The 20,126-nt window shown below is 56.1% G+C and carries 28 protein-coding genes; 26 read left to right on the top strand and 2 right to left on the bottom strand.

The annotated features are described in order from the left end of the window. Window position 1: 1 nt before the first annotated feature. From rplE to G437_RS0102835, 14 genes are all read left to right on the top strand, one after another. Window positions 2-559: a 50S ribosomal protein L5 gene (gene rplE / locus G437_RS0102900; protein ID WP_024331101.1), complete on the top strand. Its 558-nt coding sequence runs from the start codon at window positions 2-4 to the stop codon at window positions 557-559. A 3-nt stretch (window positions 560-562) separates the two neighbouring features. Continuing rightward, the gene (locus G437_RS0102895) at window positions 563-748 is read left to right on the top strand and encodes a type Z 30S ribosomal protein S14 (protein ID WP_004805716.1); all 186 of its coding nucleotides are present in this window, start codon (window positions 563-565) and stop codon (window positions 746-748) included. Between the two features lie 75 nt (window positions 749-823). Further along, window positions 824-1,222 carry a 30S ribosomal protein S8 gene (rpsH, locus tag G437_RS0102890; RefSeq protein ID WP_024331100.1) on the top strand — a complete coding sequence of 133 codons (399 nt, stop codon included), beginning with the start codon at window positions 824-826 and terminating at the stop codon, window positions 1,220-1,222. Between the two features lie 18 nt (window positions 1,223-1,240). Further along, window positions 1,241-1,777: a 50S ribosomal protein L6 gene (rplF, locus tag G437_RS0102885; RefSeq protein WP_024331099.1), complete on the top strand. Its 537-nt coding sequence runs from the start codon at window positions 1,241-1,243 to the stop codon at window positions 1,775-1,777. Further along, complete coding sequence (gene rplR / locus G437_RS0102880) at window positions 1,777-2,148, top strand: 50S ribosomal protein L18 (protein WP_024331098.1); 372 nt, start codon at window positions 1,777-1,779, stop codon at window positions 2,146-2,148. Before rplF ends, rplR begins: the two co-directional genes overlap by 1 nt. A gap of 17 nt (window positions 2,149-2,165) precedes the next feature. Further along, a complete protein-coding gene (gene rpsE, locus G437_RS0102875) occupies window positions 2,166-2,876 on the top strand; it encodes a 30S ribosomal protein S5 (RefSeq protein WP_425273935.1) in 711 nt (236 codons plus the stop codon). Then, window positions 2,876-3,058: a 50S ribosomal protein L30 gene (gene rpmD, locus G437_RS0102870; RefSeq protein ID WP_024331096.1), complete on the top strand. Its 183-nt coding sequence runs from the start codon at window positions 2,876-2,878 to the stop codon at window positions 3,056-3,058. Before rpsE ends, rpmD begins: the two co-directional genes overlap by 1 nt. Before the next feature lie 2 nt (window positions 3,059-3,060). Continuing rightward, window positions 3,061-3,531, top strand: coding sequence for a 50S ribosomal protein L15 (rplO, locus tag G437_RS0102865; RefSeq protein ID WP_024331095.1), 471 nt, complete (start codon window positions 3,061-3,063; stop codon window positions 3,529-3,531). Between the two features lie 127 nt (window positions 3,532-3,658). After that, window positions 3,659-4,957, top strand: a complete 1,299-nt coding sequence (secY, locus tag G437_RS0102860) for a preprotein translocase subunit SecY (protein ID WP_024331094.1) — start codon at window positions 3,659-3,661, stop codon at window positions 4,955-4,957. After that, window positions 4,954-5,529 (top strand): adenylate kinase, encoded by a 576-nt coding sequence (locus G437_RS0102855; RefSeq protein WP_176745080.1) that lies wholly within the window; start codon window positions 4,954-4,956, stop codon window positions 5,527-5,529. The genes secY and G437_RS0102855 overlap by 4 nt, the downstream gene beginning before the upstream one ends. After that, window positions 5,526-6,380 carry a type I methionyl aminopeptidase gene (gene map / locus G437_RS0102850; protein WP_024331092.1) on the top strand — a complete coding sequence of 285 codons (855 nt, stop codon included), beginning with the start codon at window positions 5,526-5,528 and terminating at the stop codon, window positions 6,378-6,380. The genes G437_RS0102855 and map overlap by 4 nt, the downstream gene beginning before the upstream one ends. Window positions 6,381-6,588: 208 nt before the next feature. Further along, window positions 6,589-8,163, top strand: a complete 1,575-nt coding sequence (locus tag G437_RS0102845) for a xylulokinase (protein WP_024331091.1) — start codon at window positions 6,589-6,591, stop codon at window positions 8,161-8,163. Between the two features lie 13 nt (window positions 8,164-8,176). Next, window positions 8,177-9,223, top strand: a complete 1,047-nt coding sequence (locus tag G437_RS0102840) for an NAD(P)H-dependent glycerol-3-phosphate dehydrogenase (RefSeq protein WP_024331090.1) — start codon at window positions 8,177-8,179, stop codon at window positions 9,221-9,223. Then, the gene (locus tag G437_RS0102835; protein WP_029769203.1) at window positions 9,216-9,995 is read left to right on the top strand and encodes a DeoR/GlpR family DNA-binding transcription regulator; all 780 of its coding nucleotides are present in this window, start codon (window positions 9,216-9,218) and stop codon (window positions 9,993-9,995) included. Before G437_RS0102840 ends, G437_RS0102835 begins: the two co-directional genes overlap by 8 nt. Here the strand turns inward: G437_RS0102835 and G437_RS0102830 are convergent, their stop codons facing one another. After that, a complete protein-coding gene (locus G437_RS0102830; RefSeq protein ID WP_024331088.1) occupies window positions 9,996-10,871 on the bottom strand; it encodes a patatin-like phospholipase family protein in 876 nt (291 codons plus the stop codon). A 234-nt stretch (window positions 10,872-11,105) separates the two neighbouring features. Here G437_RS0102830 and G437_RS0102825 point away from each other — a divergent pair, with 234 nt between their 5' ends. The 10 genes from G437_RS0102825 to truA all read left to right on the top strand — a co-directional run bounded on the left by G437_RS0102825 (window position 11,106) and on the right by truA (window position 16,639). Further along, window positions 11,106-11,318 carry a hypothetical protein gene (locus tag G437_RS0102825; protein WP_024331087.1) on the top strand — a complete coding sequence of 71 codons (213 nt, stop codon included), beginning with the start codon at window positions 11,106-11,108 and terminating at the stop codon, window positions 11,316-11,318. A 98-nt stretch (window positions 11,319-11,416) separates the two neighbouring features. Beyond that, window positions 11,417-11,638 carry a hypothetical protein gene (locus G437_RS0102820; protein ID WP_070622420.1) on the top strand — a complete coding sequence of 74 codons (222 nt, stop codon included), beginning with the start codon at window positions 11,417-11,419 and terminating at the stop codon, window positions 11,636-11,638. A gap of 199 nt (window positions 11,639-11,837) precedes the next feature. Then, a complete protein-coding gene (gene infA, locus G437_RS0102815) occupies window positions 11,838-12,059 on the top strand; it encodes a translation initiation factor IF-1 (RefSeq protein WP_024331085.1) in 222 nt (73 codons plus the stop codon). Between the two features lie 33 nt (window positions 12,060-12,092). Next, window positions 12,093-12,206 carry a 50S ribosomal protein L36 gene (gene rpmJ / locus G437_RS11140; protein ID WP_004805743.1) on the top strand — a complete coding sequence of 38 codons (114 nt, stop codon included), beginning with the start codon at window positions 12,093-12,095 and terminating at the stop codon, window positions 12,204-12,206. A 132-nt stretch (window positions 12,207-12,338) separates the two neighbouring features. After that, on the top strand, window positions 12,339-12,716 hold the full coding sequence (gene rpsM, locus G437_RS0102810) for a 30S ribosomal protein S13 (protein ID WP_024331084.1): 378 nt from the start codon (window positions 12,339-12,341) through the stop codon (window positions 12,714-12,716). Between the two features lie 40 nt (window positions 12,717-12,756). Further along, window positions 12,757-13,149: a 30S ribosomal protein S11 gene (gene rpsK, locus G437_RS0102805; protein WP_024331083.1), complete on the top strand. Its 393-nt coding sequence runs from the start codon at window positions 12,757-12,759 to the stop codon at window positions 13,147-13,149. 154 nt (window positions 13,150-13,303) lie between these two features. After that, window positions 13,304-14,299: a DNA-directed RNA polymerase subunit alpha gene (locus G437_RS0102800; protein ID WP_024331082.1), complete on the top strand. Its 996-nt coding sequence runs from the start codon at window positions 13,304-13,306 to the stop codon at window positions 14,297-14,299. Window positions 14,300-14,353: 54 nt separating this feature from the next. After that, a complete protein-coding gene (rplQ, locus tag G437_RS0102795; RefSeq protein ID WP_024331081.1) occupies window positions 14,354-14,926 on the top strand; it encodes a 50S ribosomal protein L17 in 573 nt (190 codons plus the stop codon). Between the two features lie 78 nt (window positions 14,927-15,004). After that, on the top strand, window positions 15,005-15,784 hold the full coding sequence (locus G437_RS0102790; protein WP_029769202.1) for an ROK family protein: 780 nt from the start codon (window positions 15,005-15,007) through the stop codon (window positions 15,782-15,784). 3 nt (window positions 15,785-15,787) lie between these two features. Further along, window positions 15,788-16,639 (top strand): tRNA pseudouridine(38-40) synthase TruA, encoded by an 852-nt coding sequence (gene truA / locus G437_RS0102785; RefSeq protein ID WP_024331079.1) that lies wholly within the window; start codon window positions 15,788-15,790, stop codon window positions 16,637-16,639. Here the strand turns inward: truA and G437_RS0102780 are convergent. Beyond that, window positions 16,636-17,847 carry a hypothetical protein gene (locus tag G437_RS0102780; RefSeq protein ID WP_024331078.1) on the bottom strand — a complete coding sequence of 404 codons (1,212 nt, stop codon included), beginning with the start codon at window positions 17,845-17,847 and terminating at the stop codon, window positions 16,636-16,638. The genes truA and G437_RS0102780 overlap by 4 nt on opposite strands. Window positions 17,848-17,937: 90 nt before the next feature. Here G437_RS0102780 and G437_RS0102775 point away from each other — a divergent pair, with 90 nt between their 5' ends. After that, the gene (locus tag G437_RS0102775) at window positions 17,938-19,302 is read left to right on the top strand and encodes a DUF4032 domain-containing protein (RefSeq protein ID WP_024331077.1); all 1,365 of its coding nucleotides are present in this window, start codon (window positions 17,938-17,940) and stop codon (window positions 19,300-19,302) included. Then, window positions 19,302-19,973: a glycerophosphodiester phosphodiesterase family protein gene (locus G437_RS10870; protein ID WP_024331076.1), complete on the top strand. Its 672-nt coding sequence runs from the start codon at window positions 19,302-19,304 to the stop codon at window positions 19,971-19,973. Before G437_RS0102775 ends, G437_RS10870 begins: the two co-directional genes overlap by 1 nt. Window positions 19,974-20,126: the final 153 nt, after the last annotated feature.

Genomic DNA, 20,126 nt, shown 5'->3' with positions numbered 1-20,126 from the left:
AATGACTGAAACTCAGACCCCGCGCCTGAAAGCGCGCTACCGCGAGGAAATTGTTCCCGCCCTCGAAAAGAAATTCGACGTCCAGAACCCCATGCAGATTCCTGGTCTTACCAAGATCGTTGTGAACATGGGTGTTGGTGAAGCTGCCCGTGATTCTAAGCTCATGGACGGTGCGATCCGCGATCTGGCCGCCATCACTGGTCAGAAGCCAGCTGTAACCAAGGCTAAGAAGTCCATCGCACAGTTCAAGCTGCGCGAAGGGCAGGCTATTGGCGCACACGTCACCCTTCGTGGCGACCGCATGTGGGAGTTCCTGGACAGGCTGCTCTCGACTGCTCTACCCCGTATCCGCGACTTCCGCGGTCTGTCGGCGAAGCAGTTTGACGGCAACGGTAACTACACCTTCGGTCTAACCGAACAGTCCATGTTCCACGAAATTGATCCGGATAACATTGACCGCGTTCGCGGCATGGATATCACCGTCGTCACTACGGCGAAGACCGACGAGCACGGCCGCGAGCTGCTGCGTCAGCTCGGCTTCCCGTTCAAGGAGGACTGACAAATGGCGAAGACCGCACTAAAGAACAAGGCTGCCGGCAAGCAGAAGTTTGCTGTTCGCGCCTACACCCGGTGCAACCGTTGCGGGCGTCCCCGCTCCGTGTACCGCAAGTTCGGCCTGTGCCGCATCTGCCTACGCGAGATGGCCCATGCAGGTCAGCTCCCTGGCGTAACCAAGAGCAGCTGGTAAAACGACTACTTCGCAGGTCCCCCGCCTAATGGGTGGTGTGGAAACCGCGTAGAGGAAGGGCTAAGGCCCAAAAATATGACTATGACAGACCCAATCGCAGACATGCTAACGCGTCTGCGTAACGCTAACTCGGCGCACCACCAGTCGGTGTCTATGCCTTACTCGAAGTTGAAGTTCGCTATTGCGGGCATCCTTGAGCGCGAAGGCTACATTTCCGGCTCCGAGGTCGCCGACGCCAGGGTTGGTAAGACCCTGACTTTGAATCTGAAGTACGGTCCGAAGCGCGAACGCTCCATTGAAGGCTTGCGGCGCGTTTCCAAGCCGGGCCTGCGTGTGTACGCAAAGTCCAACAACCTTCCCGAGGTTTTGGGCGGCCTGGGTGTGGCAATCTTGTCCACCTCCTCCGGCTTGATGACTGACCGTGAAGCAAATGACAAGGGTGTAGGTGGGGAAGTCCTCGCCTACGTCTGGTAAGGAAAGGGGGAAAGTAACATGTCACGTATTGGTAAGCTTCCCGTTTCCATCCCGTCCGGTGTCGATGTCACCGTTTCGGGCCAGAACGTTAAGGTGAAGGGCCCTAAGGGCGAGCTCACTTTGGATGTGCGCGAGCCCATTACCGTGAAGGTCGAAGACGGATCGATCACTCTGGAGCGTCCGGACGATTCCCGTACCGCTCGTTCTTTGCACGGCCTGTACCGCACCCTGATTGCCAACATGGTCGAGGGCGTAACCAACGGTTACAAGAAACAGCTCGAGATCGTGGGCACTGGTTACCGTGTCGTTGCCAAGGGCAAGAACCTGGAGTTCTCCCTCGGCCTGTCCCACCCGGTTGTTATCGAACCGCGCGAGGGCATTGAGTTCACTGTAGAGGCGGCGAACAAGTTCACCGTTTCTGGCATCAGCAAAGAGCTCGTCGGCGAAGTTGCAGCTAACATTCGGAAGCTGCGCAAGCCTGAACCCTACAAGGGCAAGGGCATCCGCTACGCGGGTGAACACGTACGCCGCAAGGCCGGAAAGGCAGGTAAGTAATGTCTTACTCTGTAAAAGGCAAAGGTAAGGTAGCCGCTCGTAAGCGCCGTCACCTGCGCGTTCGCAAGCGCGTATTCGGCACCACCGAACGTCCCCGTTTGGCAGTATTCCGCTCCAACCGCCACATGGTTGCGCAGATTATTGACGACGAAAACGGGCGCACGCTCGCTGCCGCGTCCACTTTGGAAGCGGATCTGCGTGCCGAGGGCGATTCCAAGACCGACGCAGCTCGCAAGGTTGGCCAGGCTGTGGCCGAGCGTGCGAAGACTGCCGGGATTGAAGCCGTGGTTTTTGACCGCGGTGGCAACAAGTACCATGGTCGCATCGCTGCTGTCGCCGAAGGCGCGCGCGAAGCTGGCCTGAGCCTCTGACCGAAAGAAAGGAAAAGCTGATGGCTCCTCAGAATAGCCGCCGGCAGGGCGGTCAGGGTTCCGCGGAATCGCAGGATACGGACCGTCGCGAACGCCGCGGCCGCAATAACAACGAGCGCAAGGACAACCGTCGCGGTGGTCGCAACAACGACCGCAACGAGTTTGTCGAGCGCGTCATTACCATTAACCGTGTTTCCAAGGTCGTGAAGGGCGGCCGTCGCTTTAGCTTTACCGCTCTAGTTGTGGTAGGCGATGGCGAGGGCACCGTCGGCGTTGGGTACGGCAAGGCTAAGGAAGTACCCCAGGCCATTTCTAAGGGCGTCGAGGAAGCTAAGAAGAACTTCTTCCGCGTTCCCATGGTTGGCCGCACTATTACCCACGTCGTGCAGGGTGAGGATGCCGCAGGCATTGTTCTGCTTCGTCCCGCCTCGTCTGGTACTGGTGTAATCGCGGGTGGTCCTGTCCGCGCCGTCCTGGAATGCGCTGGCATTCACGACGTTCTTACTAAGTCTCTCGGCTCGTCGAACGCACTCAACATCGTTCGCGCAACTGTTGCTGCTCTGAAGCAGCTGCACCAGCCCGAGGCAGTAGCAGCCCGCCGCGGTTTGTCGCTGGAACGCGTTGCTCCCGCAGCCATGCTGCGCGCACGCGCCGAAGCGGACGCCGAAAAGCGTGCTGAGGCCGAAAAGAAGGAAGCCGACAAGGCTGCCGCAGGAGTGAGTGCGTAATGTCGAAACTGAAGATTACCCAGGTTCGTTCCAAGGCTGGAGCAACTCCGAAGCAGCGCGCGACTCTCGCTGCTCTAGGCCTGAAGAAGATGCACCAGGTTGTAACTCACGAGGATCGCCCGTCTGTCCGCGGGCAGGTTAACATCGTGAGCCACATGGTGACCGTCGAGGAGGTCGACTGACAATGGCGAACACTGCTAAGAAGCTGGGCGATAAGCCCGTAAAGCTGCACCACCTGAAGCCTGCTCCGGGTGCCAAGAAGGCTAAGACCCGCATTGGTCGAGGCGAAGGCTCGAAGGGTAAGACCTCGGGTCGCGGTACCAAGGGCACGGGTGCACGCAAGAACGTTCCGGCAGGATTTGAGGGCGGCCAGATGCCCGCCCACATGCGTCTGCCGAAGCTGCGCGGGTTCAAGAACCCGTTCCGCGTCGAGTACCAGGTTGTGAACCTTGACGCACTCTCGGAGGCTTTCCCCGAGGGCGGCAAGATCGAGGTTTCCGATCTGGTTGCCAAGTCGCTGGTTCGCAAGAACAAGCCCGTCAAGGTGCTTGGTTCGGGCGAAGCTGCTGCTAAGTTCGACCTTGTGGTCGACAAGTGGTCCGAGTCCGCAAAGCAGAAGATTGAAGCTGCTGGCGGTTCTCTGACGGCTCGGTAAATGCCTTGAAGGACGGGCGGTTCGGCCCTTGGCCGGATCGCCCGTTTTTCGTTTTAGAAAAAGGCGATACCATAGAAGCCGGTTTTGGAAACTCGTGGTATCCCCATGAAAATCATTGGAGACAAGTTTGTTAGCTGCATTTGCACAGGCGTTCCGCACCCCGGATCTGCGTAAGAAGCTACTATTCACGGCTTTCATCATGCTGCTGTTTAGGGCTGGCTCATTCATACCTACCCCGGGCGTGTCGTTTTCGAACGTCCAGAAATGTTTAGCCAACAATTCCCAGTCCGGCCTGCTGGATTTGGTCAATTTATTCAGTGGCGGGGCAATGCTGCAATTGTCGGTCTTCGCGCTGGGCATTATGCCGTACATTACGGCTTCGATTATTACCCAGTTGTTGCGCGTGGTCATTCCGCGATTCGAGGATCTGCACAAAGAGGGGCAGGCCGGCCAGGCAAAGATGACGCAGTACACGCGCTACCTGACAATCGCCCTCGGCGTGCTGCAGTCCACTACGATTATTTCTCTTGCCCGCTCGGGGCGGTTGCTGCCGAACTGTTCGCCCACTGACCCGATCATCCCCAATGATTCGGTCATGAACTACATTCTTATGATCGTCACTATGACTGCTGGGACCGGCCTGATCATGTGGTTGGGTGAGTTGATCACTGAGCACGGTATTGGAAACGGCATGTCGCTGTTGATCTTTACTTCTATTACCGCGAATTTGCCGGCACACCTTTGGTCTATCTCCAAGGCCAATGGCGGGGTAGCTAAGGTGCTTGTAGTAATTGCGTTGATCCTGGTTGTGACGCTAGCTATTGTCTTTGTTGAGCAGGCGCAGAGGCGCATCCTTGTTCAGTACGCCAAACGTATGGTTGGGCGGCGCCTATTTGGGGGATCTACCACGTATATCCCGATGAAGATCAACATGTCCGGTGTTATTCCGGTCATTTTCGCGGCCTCTATATTGGCTATGCCTACTATGGTTGCTCAGTTTGGGGATCCGAAACAGGGCTGGGTGCAGTGGATTCAGCGTAACTTCTCCCAGCAGACTCCGTTCTACCTAGTCTGCTATGGCATCCTGGTGCTGTTCTTCGCATTCTTCTACACGGCGATCACTTTCAACCCCGAAGAAATCGCCGACAACATGAAGAAGTATGGCGGTTTTATCCCGGGCGTGCGTGCCGGGCACCCTACTGCAGACTTCTTGCGTTACGTAATCAACCGCATAACCACCGGCGGAGCTGTCTACCTATTGATTGTGGCGATGGTGCCCACCATCGTAATGATCGCCCTCGGCATCACCCAGATGCCATTTGGCGGTACCACCTTGCTGATTGTCGTGGGCGTTGGCTTGCAGACTGTTCAGCAAATTAATTCACAACTACAAAAACACCACTACGAAGGATTCTTGGCATCATGACCATGAAGAGAATCGTCATCCTCGGCGCCCCGGGTGCCGGGAAGGGAACCCAGGCTAAGAAAATTGCCGAATACGCGGGGATCCCTCACATGTCCACGGGCGCTATGCTGCGCACTCATCTAGACAACGGCACCGAACTTGGGAAGAAGGCCAAGGAGTACATTGTTGCCGGAAACCTGGTGCCGGACGAGGTTGTCAACGATATTGTCCGTACTCAGCTCCAGGAAGCTGCTCGCGACGGGGGCTTTTTACTCGACGGGTATCCGCGCAACCTGGATCAGGTGCACAACCTGGGCTACATTCTGCACGACCTGGGCGTAGAGCTCGACGGGGTGCTGGAACTGAAGGTGAACTTCGACGAGGTCGTCGAGCGCATCAAGAAGCGTGCCGAAATCGAAGGTCGTGCCGACGACAATGATGAGTCTGTGCGCAACCGGCTCGAGGTCTACAAGCGCGAGACGGCTCCGATCACCGCGTTCTACCAGACTGCCGGCAAGCTCACCGTAGTTGATGGGATGGGCACCGTCGACGAGGTGTGGGAGCGCGTTAAGGCAGCTGTTGACGCCGAATGAGGCACGGTATTGAGCTAAAGAGCATCGACCAGGTGCGGCACATGCGACGTGCCGATCTGGTCGTTGCCGATATTCATAAGGCTCTTCGCGAGGCGGCTAAGCCCGGAGTCACCACGGATGAGCTCGATACGGTTTCGGCCTTGGTAATTGAGCGAGCTGGGGCTAAGTCGAATTTCCTTGGCTACTACGGCTACCCGGCTACAGTATGCATTTCTGTAAACGACACGGTAGTGCACGGTATTCCAAATGACTATGCACTGCAGGAGGGCGACATTGTTTCGTTCGATTGCGGGGCTTACGTCGAGGCCGAAGGCAAGCAGTGGCATGGGGATTCCTGCTTCACGATGATTGTGGGCGGCGAAGACAAAGGTACTGCAGACGACATCGTGCTTTCGAAGGTTACCGAGGAGGCAATGTGGGCAGGTGTTGCCTCATTGGCTTCCAAGAAGCGCGGTTTGACTATCGCTTGCGTGGGGGATGCGGTAGAGCAAGTCGTTGCCGACGCAACCCTCGAGTACGGTTGGGAACCCGGGATCGTTGAAGAATTTATTGGGCACGGTATAGGCACACAGATGCATCAGTCCCCAGACGTGCTGAATTACTCCGTGCGTGGGCGCCAGCCGAAGGTTGTTCCGGGCATGGTTGTTTGTGTGGAGCCCATCCTTACTCGGGGCTCTGCTGCGGTTAAGACGCTTGAAGACGAGTGGACTGTTAAGACCTTGGACCATTCGCACGCGGCGCATTGGGAACATTCCGTGGCTATCTTGGAGGATGGCATTTCGGTTCTGTCCGCTCCGGATTTCGGCAAAGCTGGATTAGCTAAATATGGGATTGAGCCCATAGCGCTGTAAACGCTAGATGTAAATCCCCGGAAGTCCTTGACTTCCGGGGATTTTCTATGCCTGAAGACGGAGGTTTCGTAGGGAAAAGCCCGGAAGACAACATTTCGAATGTCTAAAACAACAAAAACAATGTTAGAACGTGTGAATTTATGTTAGATTGATCGTATCAATCAGGGCGATCCGGCCCCTGCGCATTCAATGACGAAAGCGGAGCTACATGAGTACTACTCGAAGGCCACTGAGCGACGGTCCTCTAGTCGTCGCGATAGATTCATCTACGACCTCGTCCAAAGCTATTTTGGTAGACGCCGGCGGATACATTTGGCAGACAGCAAAACGAAACATCCAGTTGCACACCCCGGCCATGGACTACTACGAGCACAATCCGTTGAGGTGGTGGGAAAGCTCGTACGCGGTTATCGGCGAAGTTTTATCGAAGCTGTCCGCGAAGGATCGCACTCGCGTTGCAGCAATTGGAATTACCCACCAGCGGGAATCTTTTGCCCCCTTCGACAAGGAGGGCAGGCCGCTCAGGAAGGGAATACTTTGGCTTGACGGTAGAGCTACGAAACAGATTCGCAAATACGGTAGCGAGAGGATACACGAGCTCTCGGGCAAGCCCGCTGGAGTTACCCCGGGCATTTATAAAATGGCCTGGCTCAAAGAAGAAGAACCTGAAGTTCTCCGGCAAGCGTACAAGGTAAGCGACGTCCACGGCTACATTGCTTTTAGGCTTACCGGCCAGTGGGTATCATCCCAGGCAGCTACAGATTCTTTGGGGCTGCTCGATATCCAAAAACGCACCTACGCCGAGGAACTGCTACAGATCGCGGGTGTGAGCCTAGAGCAGATGCCTGAGCTTGTCGAGCCTTCGAAGCCGATGGGTACGCTGCTGGGTGATCTTGCTGCAGAGTGGGGAATTAGGGAGGTCCCCATCGTTGCTGGGCTCGGGGATGGGCAGGCGGCGGGAATCGGCGCGGCTGCCGTGTCACCGGAAATTGGGTTCTTAAATTTGGGTACCGCCGTAAACGCCGGAGTTGAATCCTCTGTTTACAAGTTTGATCCGGTATTCCGAACCCACGTCTCGGGAATTCCGGGTAACTATGTGTTTGAGGTTTTGCAATCCTCTGGATCATATTTAGCCGGCTGGTTCCGGGAGGCGCTAGGCGATCCAAAGCTCCTGGGGGAGCCAGATCCGAAGCTCGATGCCGCGGCTGGGGAAATTCCGCCAGGTTGCGAAGGTTTAATCACCCTTCCTTATTGGAACGCCGTTCAAAGTCCCTACTGGGATCCAGTAGCTAGGGGAGCGGTGGTTGGTTGGCGCGGCACCCATTCCCGCGCACACATGTACCGTTCCATTCTGGAATCTATAGGATTCGAGATGCGCCTGAACTTGGATTCGATAGAAGCGGGAACCGGGGTGAAGCTCAAAGGATTGCGGGCTATGGGCGGAGGAACCAAATCAAAAATCTGGCGCCAAATAATGGCGGATTGTACGGGTCTGCCAATAACTATGTGTGCCGAGAGCGAGATCTCTGCGCTGGGAGCTGCAGTTCTCGCTATGGCCTCAACTGATGCGTATGAAAACCACGACGTAGCAGTGGCCGCAAAGAATATGGCCTCGTTCGGCGAAACTGTTGAGCCGAACAAAGAATTGCACGAACGCTACCAGGAAATAGCGGAAGTGCAACGCAGTTTGTACCCAAGGTTGAAGGATATTTTCGAAGATTTGCATCAGCTGGCAGAAAAATATCCCTCGACTAAACCGCAGTCGCCTGCGGCAGAACTATAGAGATTGGAATGATATGACCACAATTACGATTCTGGGCGCCGGAGCAATGGGATCTGCGCTTTGTACCCCCCTGGTAGATGCGGGTTGTAAGGTTCGACTTTGGGGAACTTGGCTCGACGATCATTTGTTAGATGCCGTCGAAGCAGGTGAGCCACATCCGCGCACCAATGAGCCTTTAGCGGCAGGTGTTAGAACCTATCGGTCGGATGAGCTAGCTGAAGCACTCGAGGGCGCCCAGGTAGTAGTGATGTCGGTTGCTTCAGTTGGTGTTCCAAAGGTTGCCGAGCTGGCTGCAGCCGGGATGGCAAAGGCAGATGCGCTCTGGCTCACATCTAAAGGTTTTAATGAAGATGAGCAGGGAAATATAGAACAGCTGCCCGATGCTATTCGTCGGATAGCTGCAGAAAATGGTTACGCAGACCTGCCCCCCTTGGTCGCAATTGCAGGGCCCGTAAAGGCAAACGAGTGCGCTGGTCGCAAACCTACCGCCACAATATTTGGGTGTAAGAATGAGGCTATTGCAAGAAAATACGCGCAGTTGGCTTCTACCACTAATTATGCAGTCGACTATTCTGATGACGAGGTAGGGGTTGAAATCTGTGCACCAATGAAAAATGTGTACGCCATAGCGCTGGGTATTTCAGATGGATTGGAAAAAGCAACAGGCGTTCCGCATCACAACTTGAAGGCTGCAACTTTCACTCAAGCGGTAAAAGAGATGTCGCTGCTAGGGAAATCCCAGGGCGCTGATCCTGCTACGGCCTTCGGGCTGGCGGGGGTGGGTGACCTTGAGGTTACTGGACTTTCGGGCAGAAACAAGGTTTACGGTGTGCGGATTGGGCGTGGGGAGACTCCCAGCGAGGCGCTTGCTGAAATGGATAGACTGGAACAAACAGTGGAGGGGGTTCCTGCAGCAAGGCTGGCATTGAAGTTTGTAGACCAGCACGCAGGCGATATAAAGGATAGGTTGCCCCTTTTGAACGCAGTGGCCAATATTTTGGATGGAGTAGACGAACCGGTGGATGCAATTCTCGCGCGGGCAGTGTTGCCGCGTGTTTGAGCAGAAAAGCGCTGACCCTGGATCACGACGTCAACAAATACTCGACGTCGTGATCAGGGAGGGGCATGCCCATATCGATGAATTAGCTGAGCTCATGGGCGTTTCCAGCATGACCGTCTATCGTGACGTTGCTGAACTGGAACGGGCCCGACTCGTAACCCGCCATAGGGGCGACATCTCAGCCGCAGAAACATCTTTAAGTGAGACTGCGGCGCAGTTGCGTTCGTCAACTAATTTGCCCTCGAAGAAGACTCTTGCCCGTGTAGCGGCCCGTTTCGTATCGCCTGGAATGTCTGTTGGCCTGGATGATTCGACAACGAACATTCCTCTGGTCGAGCAACTGGCCCAATGCAGTCCACTTACTATAGTTACCAACGCAGAGTTTATTGGCAGGGAAGTGCGTCAGATGAAGCATGCTCGCCTTCTTGCGTTGGGCGGAGAATACTTCCCGTGGGCGGACGCCTATTTTGGGGTTTTGACTGAAGCCGCGCTTTCCCAGATGAGTCTGGACATTTCAATTATGTCTACTACTGCGATACAAGCGGGGGCGTGTTACCACCCGGACGAGCGGGTGGCACGGCTAAAGAGGGCTTTCATGAAGTCGGCGCAGCAGAACATTCTGGTCGTTGACTCTTCAAAATATAGGAAGAGCGCGCTCCACAGGGTGTGCGCCCTCAATGACTTTGACGTGGTGATCACCGACCGCGATGCCGATAAACAGGTGCTCGCAGATCTTGAGAAAGCTGGCAGCCGCGTTGTAGTGGCTGATTAGCTACAAACCTAGCCAGGCTTTCAGATAGGGGAGGGTCTGCTGGCATTGGAAGTAACCTGCGTCGTAGTTTGCCTGTAGCTTTTCCACTGAGCGATCGAGGCCTGAAACCTTCATATCCCAGGGATAGTAGACATAGGCGCGGCCCTGCCGTTCCAACTCGAGAAGGCGTTTGCGCGTTGCCTGGTATTTCTTGTGTCGCTGCAATAGCGCCCGCAAGACGTGCGGGTGCTTGCGGAAGGCCCTGCGGTAGAGGGCGGGGTTTCTGGGCGGTTTTTTGACGTAGTCGCGAGGACGCGTCAACACGACCACGAAGTATTCGTACCCGTCCATTTCTGCGGCTTCGAGCGGGATTCCCCCTGAAGGTCCTAGGGCTCCGTCGGCGTAGAGCTCGCCATCAATTTCCACGTAATTCATAAGGCCGGGCATGGTAGAGGCTGCCCTTACCTTTTTCATTAGGTCTTCCTCGCTGCGGATTGAGTCTCTGTTCCAGTAGACGGCCTTCCCGTCGCGAACTCGGAAGGAGCTTATTCGCAATTCGGCCGGGTTGTTCCAGAAAGCTTGGAAATCGAACGGGAGGGAGGCGTTTTCTAGGCCAGCCTCCTCGTAGATGTATTTGGCGTTGAAGTAGCCTTCACCTCGAAGGAAAGAACCTATGGAACCGATGTTGGGATCTGCAATAAAATCTACAAAGGACTTTTTTGCCCGCTTTGCGTCTCCGGAGAGGTAGTTGACGGCATTGGAGGCGCCGGCCGATATGCCAGATACGTGCGGAAAATTTATCCCGTTCTCGAGTAGTGTCACTACAAAGGGAGCAGTGGCAGAGGCGCGCATTGCGCCGCCTTCAAAAATTAGTGCTGTCTTATCAAGTGTTCGCATAGCAGTCCTTCCTTGCTCAGTCTAGAGCCATAGCTAGCAGGCCCGCCCGCTAGTCTTTAGTCCTGACAGCGGTGAAGCTTTGCTCTAGGCTGAGGGCGGGGGAGCTGCCGTGTACCACAGTTTCCCTAGTAACAAGCTGCGTTGGAAGGCAAGTGGGTGGACTTATTTGTACTGGATTCCAGTTCCTGCTCCCACGGGCCAAATCAACTGCAATCCATTTGGTTAGGAGCAAGAATGGCAAAATTCATTTACTACACGGGGATTGTAATAGCAGTTATCGCATTCGTGATTTCGCTATGGGGCCTATTTGGCACCCTCCCTTACAAGCTCCAAAACATACCGGCTCCCCTGGTAATTCTCGCCTTAGCTATGGTGGCGGGTGCGCGAATGTCACTTAGGAAAAACGGTCAGGATGGCCGCTCCTCTGACGCCGGGCGGAGCAACTGACAGATAGGGCAGGGTTTCTAGGGCACGAACCGCGTGGGCGTTGCGCCTTAGAAAGGCAGCTAGTAGCCTTTGTCCTGGTCGAACCCGGGGAGGGCGAAATGGAATCTGTGTCAGTAATTTTAAAGTTTGTGATGGCCCTGCTCTTTGGAGCGCTGGTGTACTGTTTCCTGCAGGAGCACACTCCAGTTTGGTTTTGGGTAGTTCCCATCGCAATACTGGCCGCCTGCGGCGGTGAGCTATACATTGCTCACCTGCGCAAACAAGAAAAGGCTGACCGTGACTCTGAGCAGGAACTTTCGGCAGAAGAAAATAAGCGTTAGAATCACTCCTGGCGCGAAACTGTGCAAGCGCCTAAGTGTTCAACCTCACGTGAGGTATCAAACAGGTTAACTCCCTTTACCCTTTAGGCAAAGTCGCCTATTCTTGATAGTCGGGTGTCCGTGCATACAACTATGCCCGGATCTTGTCCACAAGATCTGTGGGCGCCCACTCACTTACAGACAAGGTAGACGGAAGGTTATGGCGAAAAAAGAAGGCGTCATTGAGGTAAAAGGAACGGTCGTCGAGGCCCTTCCCAATGCAATGTTCCGCGTCAAACTGGAGAATGACCACGTTGTGCTGGCCCACATTTCCGGCAAGATGCGTCAACACTACATCCGCATCCTCCCCGAGGACACGGTAGTAGTCGAAATGTCCCCTTACGACCTTTCCCGTGGCCGTATCGTATACCGCTACAAGTAATCGAGACCGCGGCCTAGCCGCAGAGGTGAAACCATGAAGGTCAAGCCCAGTGTCAAAAAAATCTGTGACAAGTGCAAGGTGATTCGTCGCCACGGCATCGTCATGGTCATTTGCGACAACCCAAGGCACAAGCAGCGTCAAGGCTAACTTGGCGTCGGCCTAAAGGCCGAAAGCGCTCGCTGAACGATCAACGGATCGACCCCTGGTGACGGAGGCCAGGGCCGCAAAACTGGTGCGGACGGCGAAGCGACGACCTCCGATTTAGATGGAGAAAACCAGATGGCACGTATTGCCGGAGTCGACCTCCCCCGCGAAAAGCGGTTGGAAGTCGCGCTAACTTACATTTACGGCGTCGGCCGGACGCTATCGCAAAAGGCTCTAAAAGAGACCGGCGTTAGCCCCGACCTGCGCGTGAAGGACGCAACCGAGGAAGACCTCGTAAAGCTTCGTTCCTTCATCGAGGGAAACTACAAGGTTGAGGGCGATCTGCGCCGCGAGGTGCAGGCAGACATTCGCCGCAAGATCGAAATTGGTTCGTACCAGGGGCTGCGCCACCGCTTCGGACTTCCTGTCCACGGCCAGCGCACCAAGACGAACGCTCGCACCCGCAAGGGCCCGAAGCGCACCGTCGCTGGCAAGAAGAAAGCAACTAAGTAGCAGCGCTAGTCGCTGACCGACGACCTCAGAAGAAGGAAAAATGGCCGCAAACCGCAGCTTCAAGTCGCGCCGCACGGCGCGCAAGAACGTCACTCACGGACACGCGTACATCAAGTCGACGTTCAACAACACCATCGTTTCTATTACCGATCCGACCGGCGCTGTCATCTCTTGGGCATCCTCTGGCCAGGTTGGTTTCAAGGGCTCCCGTAAGTCCACCCCGTTCGCAGCACAGATGGCAGCCGAAGCCGCTGCTCGCCGCGCACAGGATTCCGGCATGAAGAAAGTTGACGTTTTCGTCAAGGGCCCGGGCTCTGGCCGCGAAACCGCGATTCGTTCGCTTCAGGCAACCGGTCTCGAGGTTGGCTCCATCAAGGACGTCACCCCGCAGGCACACAACGGCTGCCGTCCGCCGAAGCGTCGCCGCGTCTAATCCGTCCGGCCTGGTTCCTTCGGAACATTGGCCTAACGCTGAAACAGGGAATAATCCCGCACTCGTTTCACAACAAAAGAAGAGCCGGCCCACCGTGGCCGGACGGAATCCTGGCTGACGTCATATAGCGGGCGTCGGCAAGAAAGGACACATAGTGCTAATTGCACAGCGACCGAATTTGACCGAAGAGGTAGTTAGCGAACAGCGCTCCAGGTTCACCCTGGAGCCGCTCGAACCTGGTTTCGGTTACACGCTGGGCAACTCCCTGCGTCGTACCCTACTTTCGTCCATTCCTGGTGCGGCTGTTACTTCCATCCGCATCGATGGAGTGCCGCACGAGTTCTCAACGATTGCTGGCGTTAAGGAAGATGTTGCCGAAATCATCCTGAACATCAAGCAGATCGTGCTTTCGTCAGAAAACGACGAGCCCGTAGTGATGTACCTTCGCAAGGCTGGCGAGGGCGAGGTCACCGCTGGTGACATTACCCCTCCGGCTGGGGTGCAGATCCACAACCCGGATCTACACATCGCCACCTTGAACGAAAAGGGAAAACTCGAGGTAGAGCTGACTGTGGAGCGTGGCCGCGGCTACGTTTCTGCCGATCAGAACAAAGACCCGGATGCCGAAATTTCGCGCATTCCGGTCGACTCGATCTACAGCCCCGTACTGAAGGTCACCTACAAGGTCGAGGCTACTCGTGTTGAGCAGCGTACCGACTTTGACCGTCTGATAGTAGATGTCGAGACTAAGCCGGCCATCAGCCCGCGCGACGCCCTCGCTTCTGCTGGCAAGACTCTGGTTGAACTATTCGGGCTGGCCCGCGACCTCAATATCGAGGCCGAAGGCATCGAAATTGGTCCCACCCAGACTGACGCCGAACTTGCCGCCGACCTGGCAATGACCATTGAAGATCTGGACTTGCAGTCCCGTTCTTACAATGCTCTAAAGAGGGAAGGCATTCACACTGTTGGCGAACTGGTTGCTCGCAGTGAGTCCGACCTGCTTGACATCCGTAACTTCGGTGCGAAGTCCATCGAAGAAATTAAGGCGAAGCTCGCCGAACTGGGCATGGTGCTGAAGGATTCTCCGATGCCCGCCGGCGGTTTTGACGGAGAAAACGCAGGATCCATCCAGTTCAGTGACGAGTAGTTCGGCGTAGCCGATAAGCTTTGATCTAAAAAATTATTACCTAGGAGTACTAAGATGCCTAAGCCCACTAAGGGTCCCCGCCTGGGAGGCAGCCCAGCTCACGAGCGCATTATCATCACTAACCTGTGCCGGGAGCTCATTGTTCACCGTTCCATAGTCACCACCGAGGCTAAGGCCAAGCGTGTTCAGCCCGTCATCGAGAAGCTGATCACCAAGGCTAAGCAGGGCACCGATCACGCCCGCCGCCAGGCCTACTCGAAGCTTCGCAGCAATACTGCCAAGCGCGATGCCAGCTACGTCGACTACGTCTATCAGCTGTTCGACGTAATCGGTAAAGAGATCGATCCGGAGCGCGAGGGTGGCTACACCCGCATCGTGAAGCTTCCGGCTCGCCGTGGTGACAACACCCCGATGGCCCAGATTTCAATCATCACCGACAAGGTGCAAAAGAAGGCTGTCGTAAAGGACGCCACTAAGACCGCTCAGAAGGCGGCTAAGGAAGAGGCAGCCAAGGAAGATTCCAAGGCCGCTGAAAAGGCCGAGGACGCTCCCTCGACTGCTCCGGAAGAGGCAGCTAAGGCAGAAGCTGCAGCAGGCTCTACTGCTGCCGAAGCTGAGCAGAAGTAGTTTTACTTCCAGCTGGGGCCGGTGCCGCAAGGCGCCGGCCCTCAGTATTTAACGGCTTGTTCGTTATAGGGTTGGCGTATGAGTATGCGAAATAGTGGGCCTGTTACCCTGACTATCGACTGCGGTGGGGGAGGCATAAAAGCAACTGCGCTAGATTCCCGTGGAACTGCTCTTGCTACCCCGGTTCGCACCCCTACCCCCTACCCGCTTCCGCCGGATATGCTCATCGACATTGTTTCGGATCTGAAGGGTGGTCTTCCCGCACCCGATCGGGTAACGGTCGGTATGCCGGGGATGATTCGGCACGGGGTAGTTGTGGCCACCCCTCACTATGTTTGCAAAGCAGGTCCGCGTACGCGCCCGCTTCCAGAGCTTATCGAGCAGTGGCATTTTTTCAATATGGGGCAGGCGCTCAGCGATTTTCTCAGCTTGCCGTCCCTGGTGCTAAACGATGCAGAAGTTGCAGGTTACGGCGCAATTACTGGCAAGGGCCACGAGGTGATAATCACGCTCGGCACCGGGCTTGGGAACGCCATTTTTGACGGGGGAGAACTTGCTCCGCACATTGAGTTTTCACAGTTGCCAGTTAAGTGGGGGCTCACTTACGACGATTATTTGGGCGAGCACGAGCGGCTCCGGCTGGGTGAGGTGCACTGGTCCCGCAGGGTGCGCCGGGTGGTGGAGTCCCTGAGGCAGGCAATTATGTGGGACCGGCTGTTTGTTGGGGGAGGCAATGGTGCCCACATTACGGCCAGGCAACGCGCTTTGATGGGGGATGAGGTCGTTATTGTTCCCAACGACGCTGGCGTCTTAGGGGGCGTGCGGGCCTGGGATTTTCAGGGGCAAAACTTGAAATAGGATATGAGCGTGGAAGAATCTCAGCGCCTGCGCTTTTTGATTGCTTACGACGGCACCCCATTCGCTGGTTGGGCTAAACAGCCCGGGCTGGCCACTGTCCAGGGGGAATTAGAGGGCGTGTTGGCCACTATTTTCCGAACGGAACTAGAGCTCACCGTTGCGGGGCGAACTGATGCTGGCGTGCATGCTCGGGGCCAAGTGGCGCATACTGATGTTCCGGGTGGGGCAATGCAGAAGTTGGGGCGAACCTCCATTGGGGGGCTCGCGGACCGCATGAATAAGCTACTTGGTCGGGCCACTAGAGGGCGGCCTTGTGGGCCCATTGTGGTGCGCGCGGTAGAGGCTGTGACAGCCGATTTTGACGCCCGCTTTTCAGCCACTTACCGCCGGTACGTCTATAGGATTGCGGCAGGAAAAAGAAACTGGGATCCCACGCGCGCCGACGTGTGGTGCCACCCTAAGGAACTGGATCTTGCGGCCATGGGGCAGGCAGGGGCAAGCCTGCTGGGGGAGCACGATTTTCTCTCGTTTTGCAAGCCGCGCGAGGGCGCAACCACTATCCGCACGCTCAAGAATATCTACCTGCGGCAGGTGGGCCGGATTATCGAGATCGAATTAGAGGCCGACGCGTTCTGCCACTCTATGGTGCGCTCTATTGTGGGGGCTTTGGTGGCTGTTGGAACTGGCAGGCACAAGCCGTGTTGGCCTGCAGCTCGCCTGGCCGAAGCAGCTCGCGGCTCAGAACCGCAGCTCGCCCCCGCTGCGGGCCTCACCTTAGAAGAGGTGGGCTACCCGAGCGAGGGCGAGTGGGCGCTTCAGGCACGCCGTACGCGACGCGTGCGCACGCTAGACTAGTCGCCTTTTAGGCGCTTTTTGCGCTGGTTTAGGTAGCCGGATAGGCCAAGTTCGGTGAGCGAGTCCAAAATGAGGGCCGCCCCCAGGCCGGCTCCGGCTTTGAGCCAACCGGACTTCTTGCCTTTGGTACGCATTGCGGTTACGAGCAGTGCGGTGCCGGCAGTTGCCTCGATGCCCGCCCAGGCTCGTACGATCCACGGCTTGTCTAGTGCGGCAGTGTGGTAGGCGGACCAGAGCTTTGACCCGGATTCTTCGGGCTTGTCGAGCATGATGTCCACGGAGGAGCCCAGAGCGGAACCCCAGTTGGAGGCTTCAAAGACGGCAACTTCGGGAAGGTCTGCAACCTCGACGTTTCCCCCTAGATAATCGGCTAAAAAGGCGGGCAGCCCCAGGGCCTGGATCATCTTGGCGAAGCCCTCTTGGCCGGGTGTAGAGAGCGCCCGATCGATGTCCTCGCGGTTGGAAAGTGGGTCTATTTGGCTTAGGCGGGCGGCAATTTGGTCTTCGCCAAAGTGAGCACGTACAGCCGCAAGTAGACCTGCGGGAGCCTTTCCGTTCCACCCGCCAACTACTAGGGCGGTGTTCATCTTCCACGAGTGGAGCATGAGCGATTCAGATGGAATGTGGTCGAGGCGCTCGGTGGGAGCTTCCAAGCCGGCCAGGCGGTGGTCGTCGTTCGAAGAGTACAGGGCGATTGCCGGAAGCTCGGAGACCATAACTCCGGAAACAATGTCTTCTTCTGTACCCGCGTAGATAACCGCGCGCATTCCCTTACCCAGTTCTACGGACCCCACATCTAGCCCCTCGGCTGCTGCTACGAAGGGAACTGAGGCGGCGGGCATCTTAGTAATTTCTACTACCCGCACTTCACCCTGCTTCGACTTTTCGGGATCGGGGAAGGTGCTGCCCTCAGGAACGTGGTCGGCAGAAGTGTTGCCGATCCATACCTCGGCATGAAATTGCTTGGCCAGCTCTTCAGTAACGTCTGCGAGATCTGGGCCCAAAGAGAGGGAAGTACTATCTTTTTCCACTACCGCCACTTGTGAATCTTGATTGATCAGGACGGTGAGCCCCAATAGGTGCGCTGTGCTGGGATACCAGTCTAGTTCAGCAACAACGCCCATATCTGCGAGAGCTTTGGCAACGTTTTGCGGATCTAGGGAGGCGGCAACGAGCGCGCCCTCTTCGGCTTTCCAAGTATCAGTCATAGCACTCCTTATGGTTATGCGTACAGTTTAGCGGTTTTCGTGGGGCGCGGGGGTTAGCAGATTCGCAGGTGGGGTGGAACAATAGTTTTTATGGCAGGAAGCATCGAGATCACCGCGGCGGCAGTAGACCCCGCACTCCTTGATCTACCGTGGGAAATACCTTTGGCTGAGTGGCCGTCTGAAATCCTCGCGGCCCTTCCCAGAGGCATTTCACGCCACGTCGTGCGATTCGTGAATCTGTCCGGCCGTATCATCGCTGTAAAAGAGATAAATACTGACATCGCCTACCGCGAATACGGCCTTCTGCGCGATCTGCACCGCATGGATCAGCCCGCTGTAGCCCCCACCGCGGTGGTTACTGGGCGCGAGACTATGCGAGGTAAACCTCTAACTTCTGCCCTGGTTACTGAGCACTTGCAGTATTCGCTGCCGTACCGCGCCCTGTTCTCGCAGACGGTGCGCCCGGACACCACCTGGCGCCTGATTGATTCGCTGGCAGTGTTGCTGGTGAGGCTGCACTTGGTGGGATTCTTTTGGGGGGATGTCTCGCTCTCGAACACACTGTTTCGCCGAGATGCGGGCGCCTTCGCCGCCTACCTGGTGGATGCCGAGACTGGGGCGCTGCATGGCTCGCTAACTAAGGGGCAGCGCTCTTACGACCTGGACTTGGCTCGCACCAACATCATTGGCGAGTTTATGGATCTGCAGGCAGGAGCCTACTTTGACGAATCGTTAGACGTTGTGGAAATAGGCGAACGTCTAGTTGACCGCTACGAATCGCTGTGGACCGAACTGACTGCTGAAGAATCCTTCGATCGCGAAGAACGCTGGAGAGTCGAAGGACGTATTTCGCGTCTGAACGATTTGGGCTTCGATGTAGGGGAACTGTCCATGTCTCGCAGTCCCGACGGACAAAAGCTGACTATCCAGCCCAAGGTTGTGGATGCGGGCCATTACCACCGCCAGATCATGCGCCTTACCGGGATGGATGTGGGGGAGCGGCAGGGCCAGCGCATGGTCAACGACATGAAGACTTTCAAGGCCATGAACCATCTGGAAAATCAACCGGCTGAACTGGCCGCCCACATTTGGCTCGAAAAGGTATTTAACCCGGTAATCAATGCTATTCCAGCAGAATATCGCTCGAAGCTCGAACCTGCCGAGATTTTTCACGAGGTGTTGGAACACCGCTGGTTTATGTCTGAACGCGAAGGTCGTGACGTGCCAATGAAGGAGGTGCTCGATTCTTACATCAACGAGGTTCTGGCCCATCACCCCGACGAAAAATCTGTAATGGGTTTTGCAGTCGACGATTCCGAAGGCTTGGACGCACCAGATGCCGACAAGCGGGACGTCACGGACATTCACGCCCTTGCTAGCGACGAGGGCGAGACGGAAGAAGAATTTGTGCCCACCTACCGACTATTTGAGCGAGCTCCAGAAGAGGACGAATAATGCGCGAGATTGCTTGGCGCGGGCTGCGCCAAAAGGCCCCTGAAAATACGATTGCCGCCTTTGACAAGGCCGTCACTGCGGGCAAGTGGTTCCACTTTGATTTGCGAATGCTGGCGGACGGTACACTAGTTTGCCTGGCCGACACCACGCTCGATCGCACTACAAATCTTGCAGGTCCGGTTGGCGAGGCCACCTACGCCGATATTCGCAGAGCTGACGCTGGGGCTTGGTTTTCACCCAAATTCCGTTTTGAACGCATTCCTGAGCTGGCTGACGTCATTTCCTTCATGAACAAGTGTTCTGGCAAGGGCCTCTGCCAGGTTCACGAGGGCGGAAGCGGCCTTATTTCTGCGCTCGCGGTTGGTCTCGAGCAGCTAGAGGGTGGGCGCTTGCTGCTCACCTCGGATTCCCCAGCCGTGCTTGCCGGCCTAGACTCTGCCCGCCTTTCCGTACCGTTAGTTTATTGGGCTGGTTCGGATTGGCGCGGCCAGCTTTCAGCCTGCGGCGGAGTGCTGAGTGAGGGCGGAGCGCTTTCGGGAATCATCTTAGATGCAGACCAGGTAGATGAGCAGGAAGCTGCTGCCGTGCGCGAAAGGGGTCTGGATTTGTACCTATTCGGTGCCACCCGCGAAAAAGCCGAAAGGGTTGCAGCAAAAGGCCTCTTGAGCTAGAACAATAACGCTACGAAGAGGTTTTTAAATATTTAAATGGTATTAAATTAGCGCAAAAAAATAGTTAACTAAGGGTTGCTTTACTAAGGTTATCCTATTCTTGTCTATAAACATCTGTCCAGGTCAGCGGGTGTTTTGGAGTTCTAATTTAGA

Origin of the sequence: Winkia neuii subsp. neuii DSM 8576 (assembly GCF_000420405.1) — a bacterium.
In the GTDB taxonomy this organism is placed as follows: Bacteria; Actinomycetota; Actinomycetes; order Actinomycetales; family Actinomycetaceae; genus Winkia; species Winkia neuii.
This window is presented reverse-complemented; position numbering and strand designations above follow the sequence as displayed.

Bases quoted from the DNA above. Each gene is read 5' to 3' on its own strand.
- rplE (WP_024331101.1), top strand. From the start codon at position 2: ATGACTGAAACTCAGACCCCGCGCCTGAAAGCGCGCTACCGCGAGGAA.
- G437_RS0102895 (WP_004805716.1), top strand. From the start codon at position 563: ATGGCGAAGACCGCACTAAAGAACAAGGCTGCCGGCAAGCAGAAGTTT.
- rpsH (WP_024331100.1), top strand. From the start codon at position 824: ATGACTATGACAGACCCAATCGCAGACATGCTAACGCGTCTGCGTAAC.
- rplF (WP_024331099.1), top strand. From the start codon at position 1,241: ATGTCACGTATTGGTAAGCTTCCCGTTTCCATCCCGTCCGGTGTCGAT.
- rplR (WP_024331098.1), top strand. From the start codon at position 1,777: ATGTCTTACTCTGTAAAAGGCAAAGGTAAGGTAGCCGCTCGTAAGCGC.
- rpmD (WP_024331096.1), top strand. From the start codon at position 2,876: ATGTCGAAACTGAAGATTACCCAGGTTCGTTCCAAGGCTGGAGCAACT.
- rplO (WP_024331095.1), top strand. From the start codon at position 3,061: ATGGCGAACACTGCTAAGAAGCTGGGCGATAAGCCCGTAAAGCTGCAC.
- G437_RS0102855 (WP_176745080.1), top strand. From the start codon at position 4,954: ATGACCATGAAGAGAATCGTCATCCTCGGCGCCCCGGGTGCCGGGAAG.
- map (WP_024331092.1), top strand. From the start codon at position 5,526: ATGAGGCACGGTATTGAGCTAAAGAGCATCGACCAGGTGCGGCACATG.
- G437_RS0102845 (WP_024331091.1), top strand. From the start codon at position 6,589: ATGAGTACTACTCGAAGGCCACTGAGCGACGGTCCTCTAGTCGTCGCG.
- G437_RS0102840 (WP_024331090.1), top strand. From the start codon at position 8,177: ATGACCACAATTACGATTCTGGGCGCCGGAGCAATGGGATCTGCGCTT.
- G437_RS0102830 (WP_024331088.1), bottom strand. From the start codon at position 10,871: ATGCGAACACTTGATAAGACAGCACTAATTTTTGAAGGCGGCGCAATG.
- G437_RS0102825 (WP_024331087.1), top strand. From the start codon at position 11,106: ATGGCAAAATTCATTTACTACACGGGGATTGTAATAGCAGTTATCGCA.
- G437_RS0102820 (WP_070622420.1), top strand. From the start codon at position 11,417: ATGGAATCTGTGTCAGTAATTTTAAAGTTTGTGATGGCCCTGCTCTTT.
- infA (WP_024331085.1), top strand. From the start codon at position 11,838: ATGGCGAAAAAAGAAGGCGTCATTGAGGTAAAAGGAACGGTCGTCGAG.
- rpmJ (WP_004805743.1), top strand. From the start codon at position 12,093: ATGAAGGTCAAGCCCAGTGTCAAAAAAATCTGTGACAAGTGCAAGGTG.
- rpsM (WP_024331084.1), top strand. From the start codon at position 12,339: ATGGCACGTATTGCCGGAGTCGACCTCCCCCGCGAAAAGCGGTTGGAA.
- rpsK (WP_024331083.1), top strand. From the start codon at position 12,757: ATGGCCGCAAACCGCAGCTTCAAGTCGCGCCGCACGGCGCGCAAGAAC.
- rplQ (WP_024331081.1), top strand. From the start codon at position 14,354: ATGCCTAAGCCCACTAAGGGTCCCCGCCTGGGAGGCAGCCCAGCTCAC.
- G437_RS0102790 (WP_029769202.1), top strand. From the start codon at position 15,005: ATGAGTATGCGAAATAGTGGGCCTGTTACCCTGACTATCGACTGCGGT.
- truA (WP_024331079.1), top strand. From the start codon at position 15,788: ATGAGCGTGGAAGAATCTCAGCGCCTGCGCTTTTTGATTGCTTACGAC.
- G437_RS0102780 (WP_024331078.1), bottom strand. From the start codon at position 17,847: ATGACTGATACTTGGAAAGCCGAAGAGGGCGCGCTCGTTGCCGCCTCC.
- G437_RS0102775 (WP_024331077.1), top strand. From the start codon at position 17,938: ATGGCAGGAAGCATCGAGATCACCGCGGCGGCAGTAGACCCCGCACTC.
- G437_RS10870 (WP_024331076.1), top strand. From the start codon at position 19,302: ATGCGCGAGATTGCTTGGCGCGGGCTGCGCCAAAAGGCCCCTGAAAAT.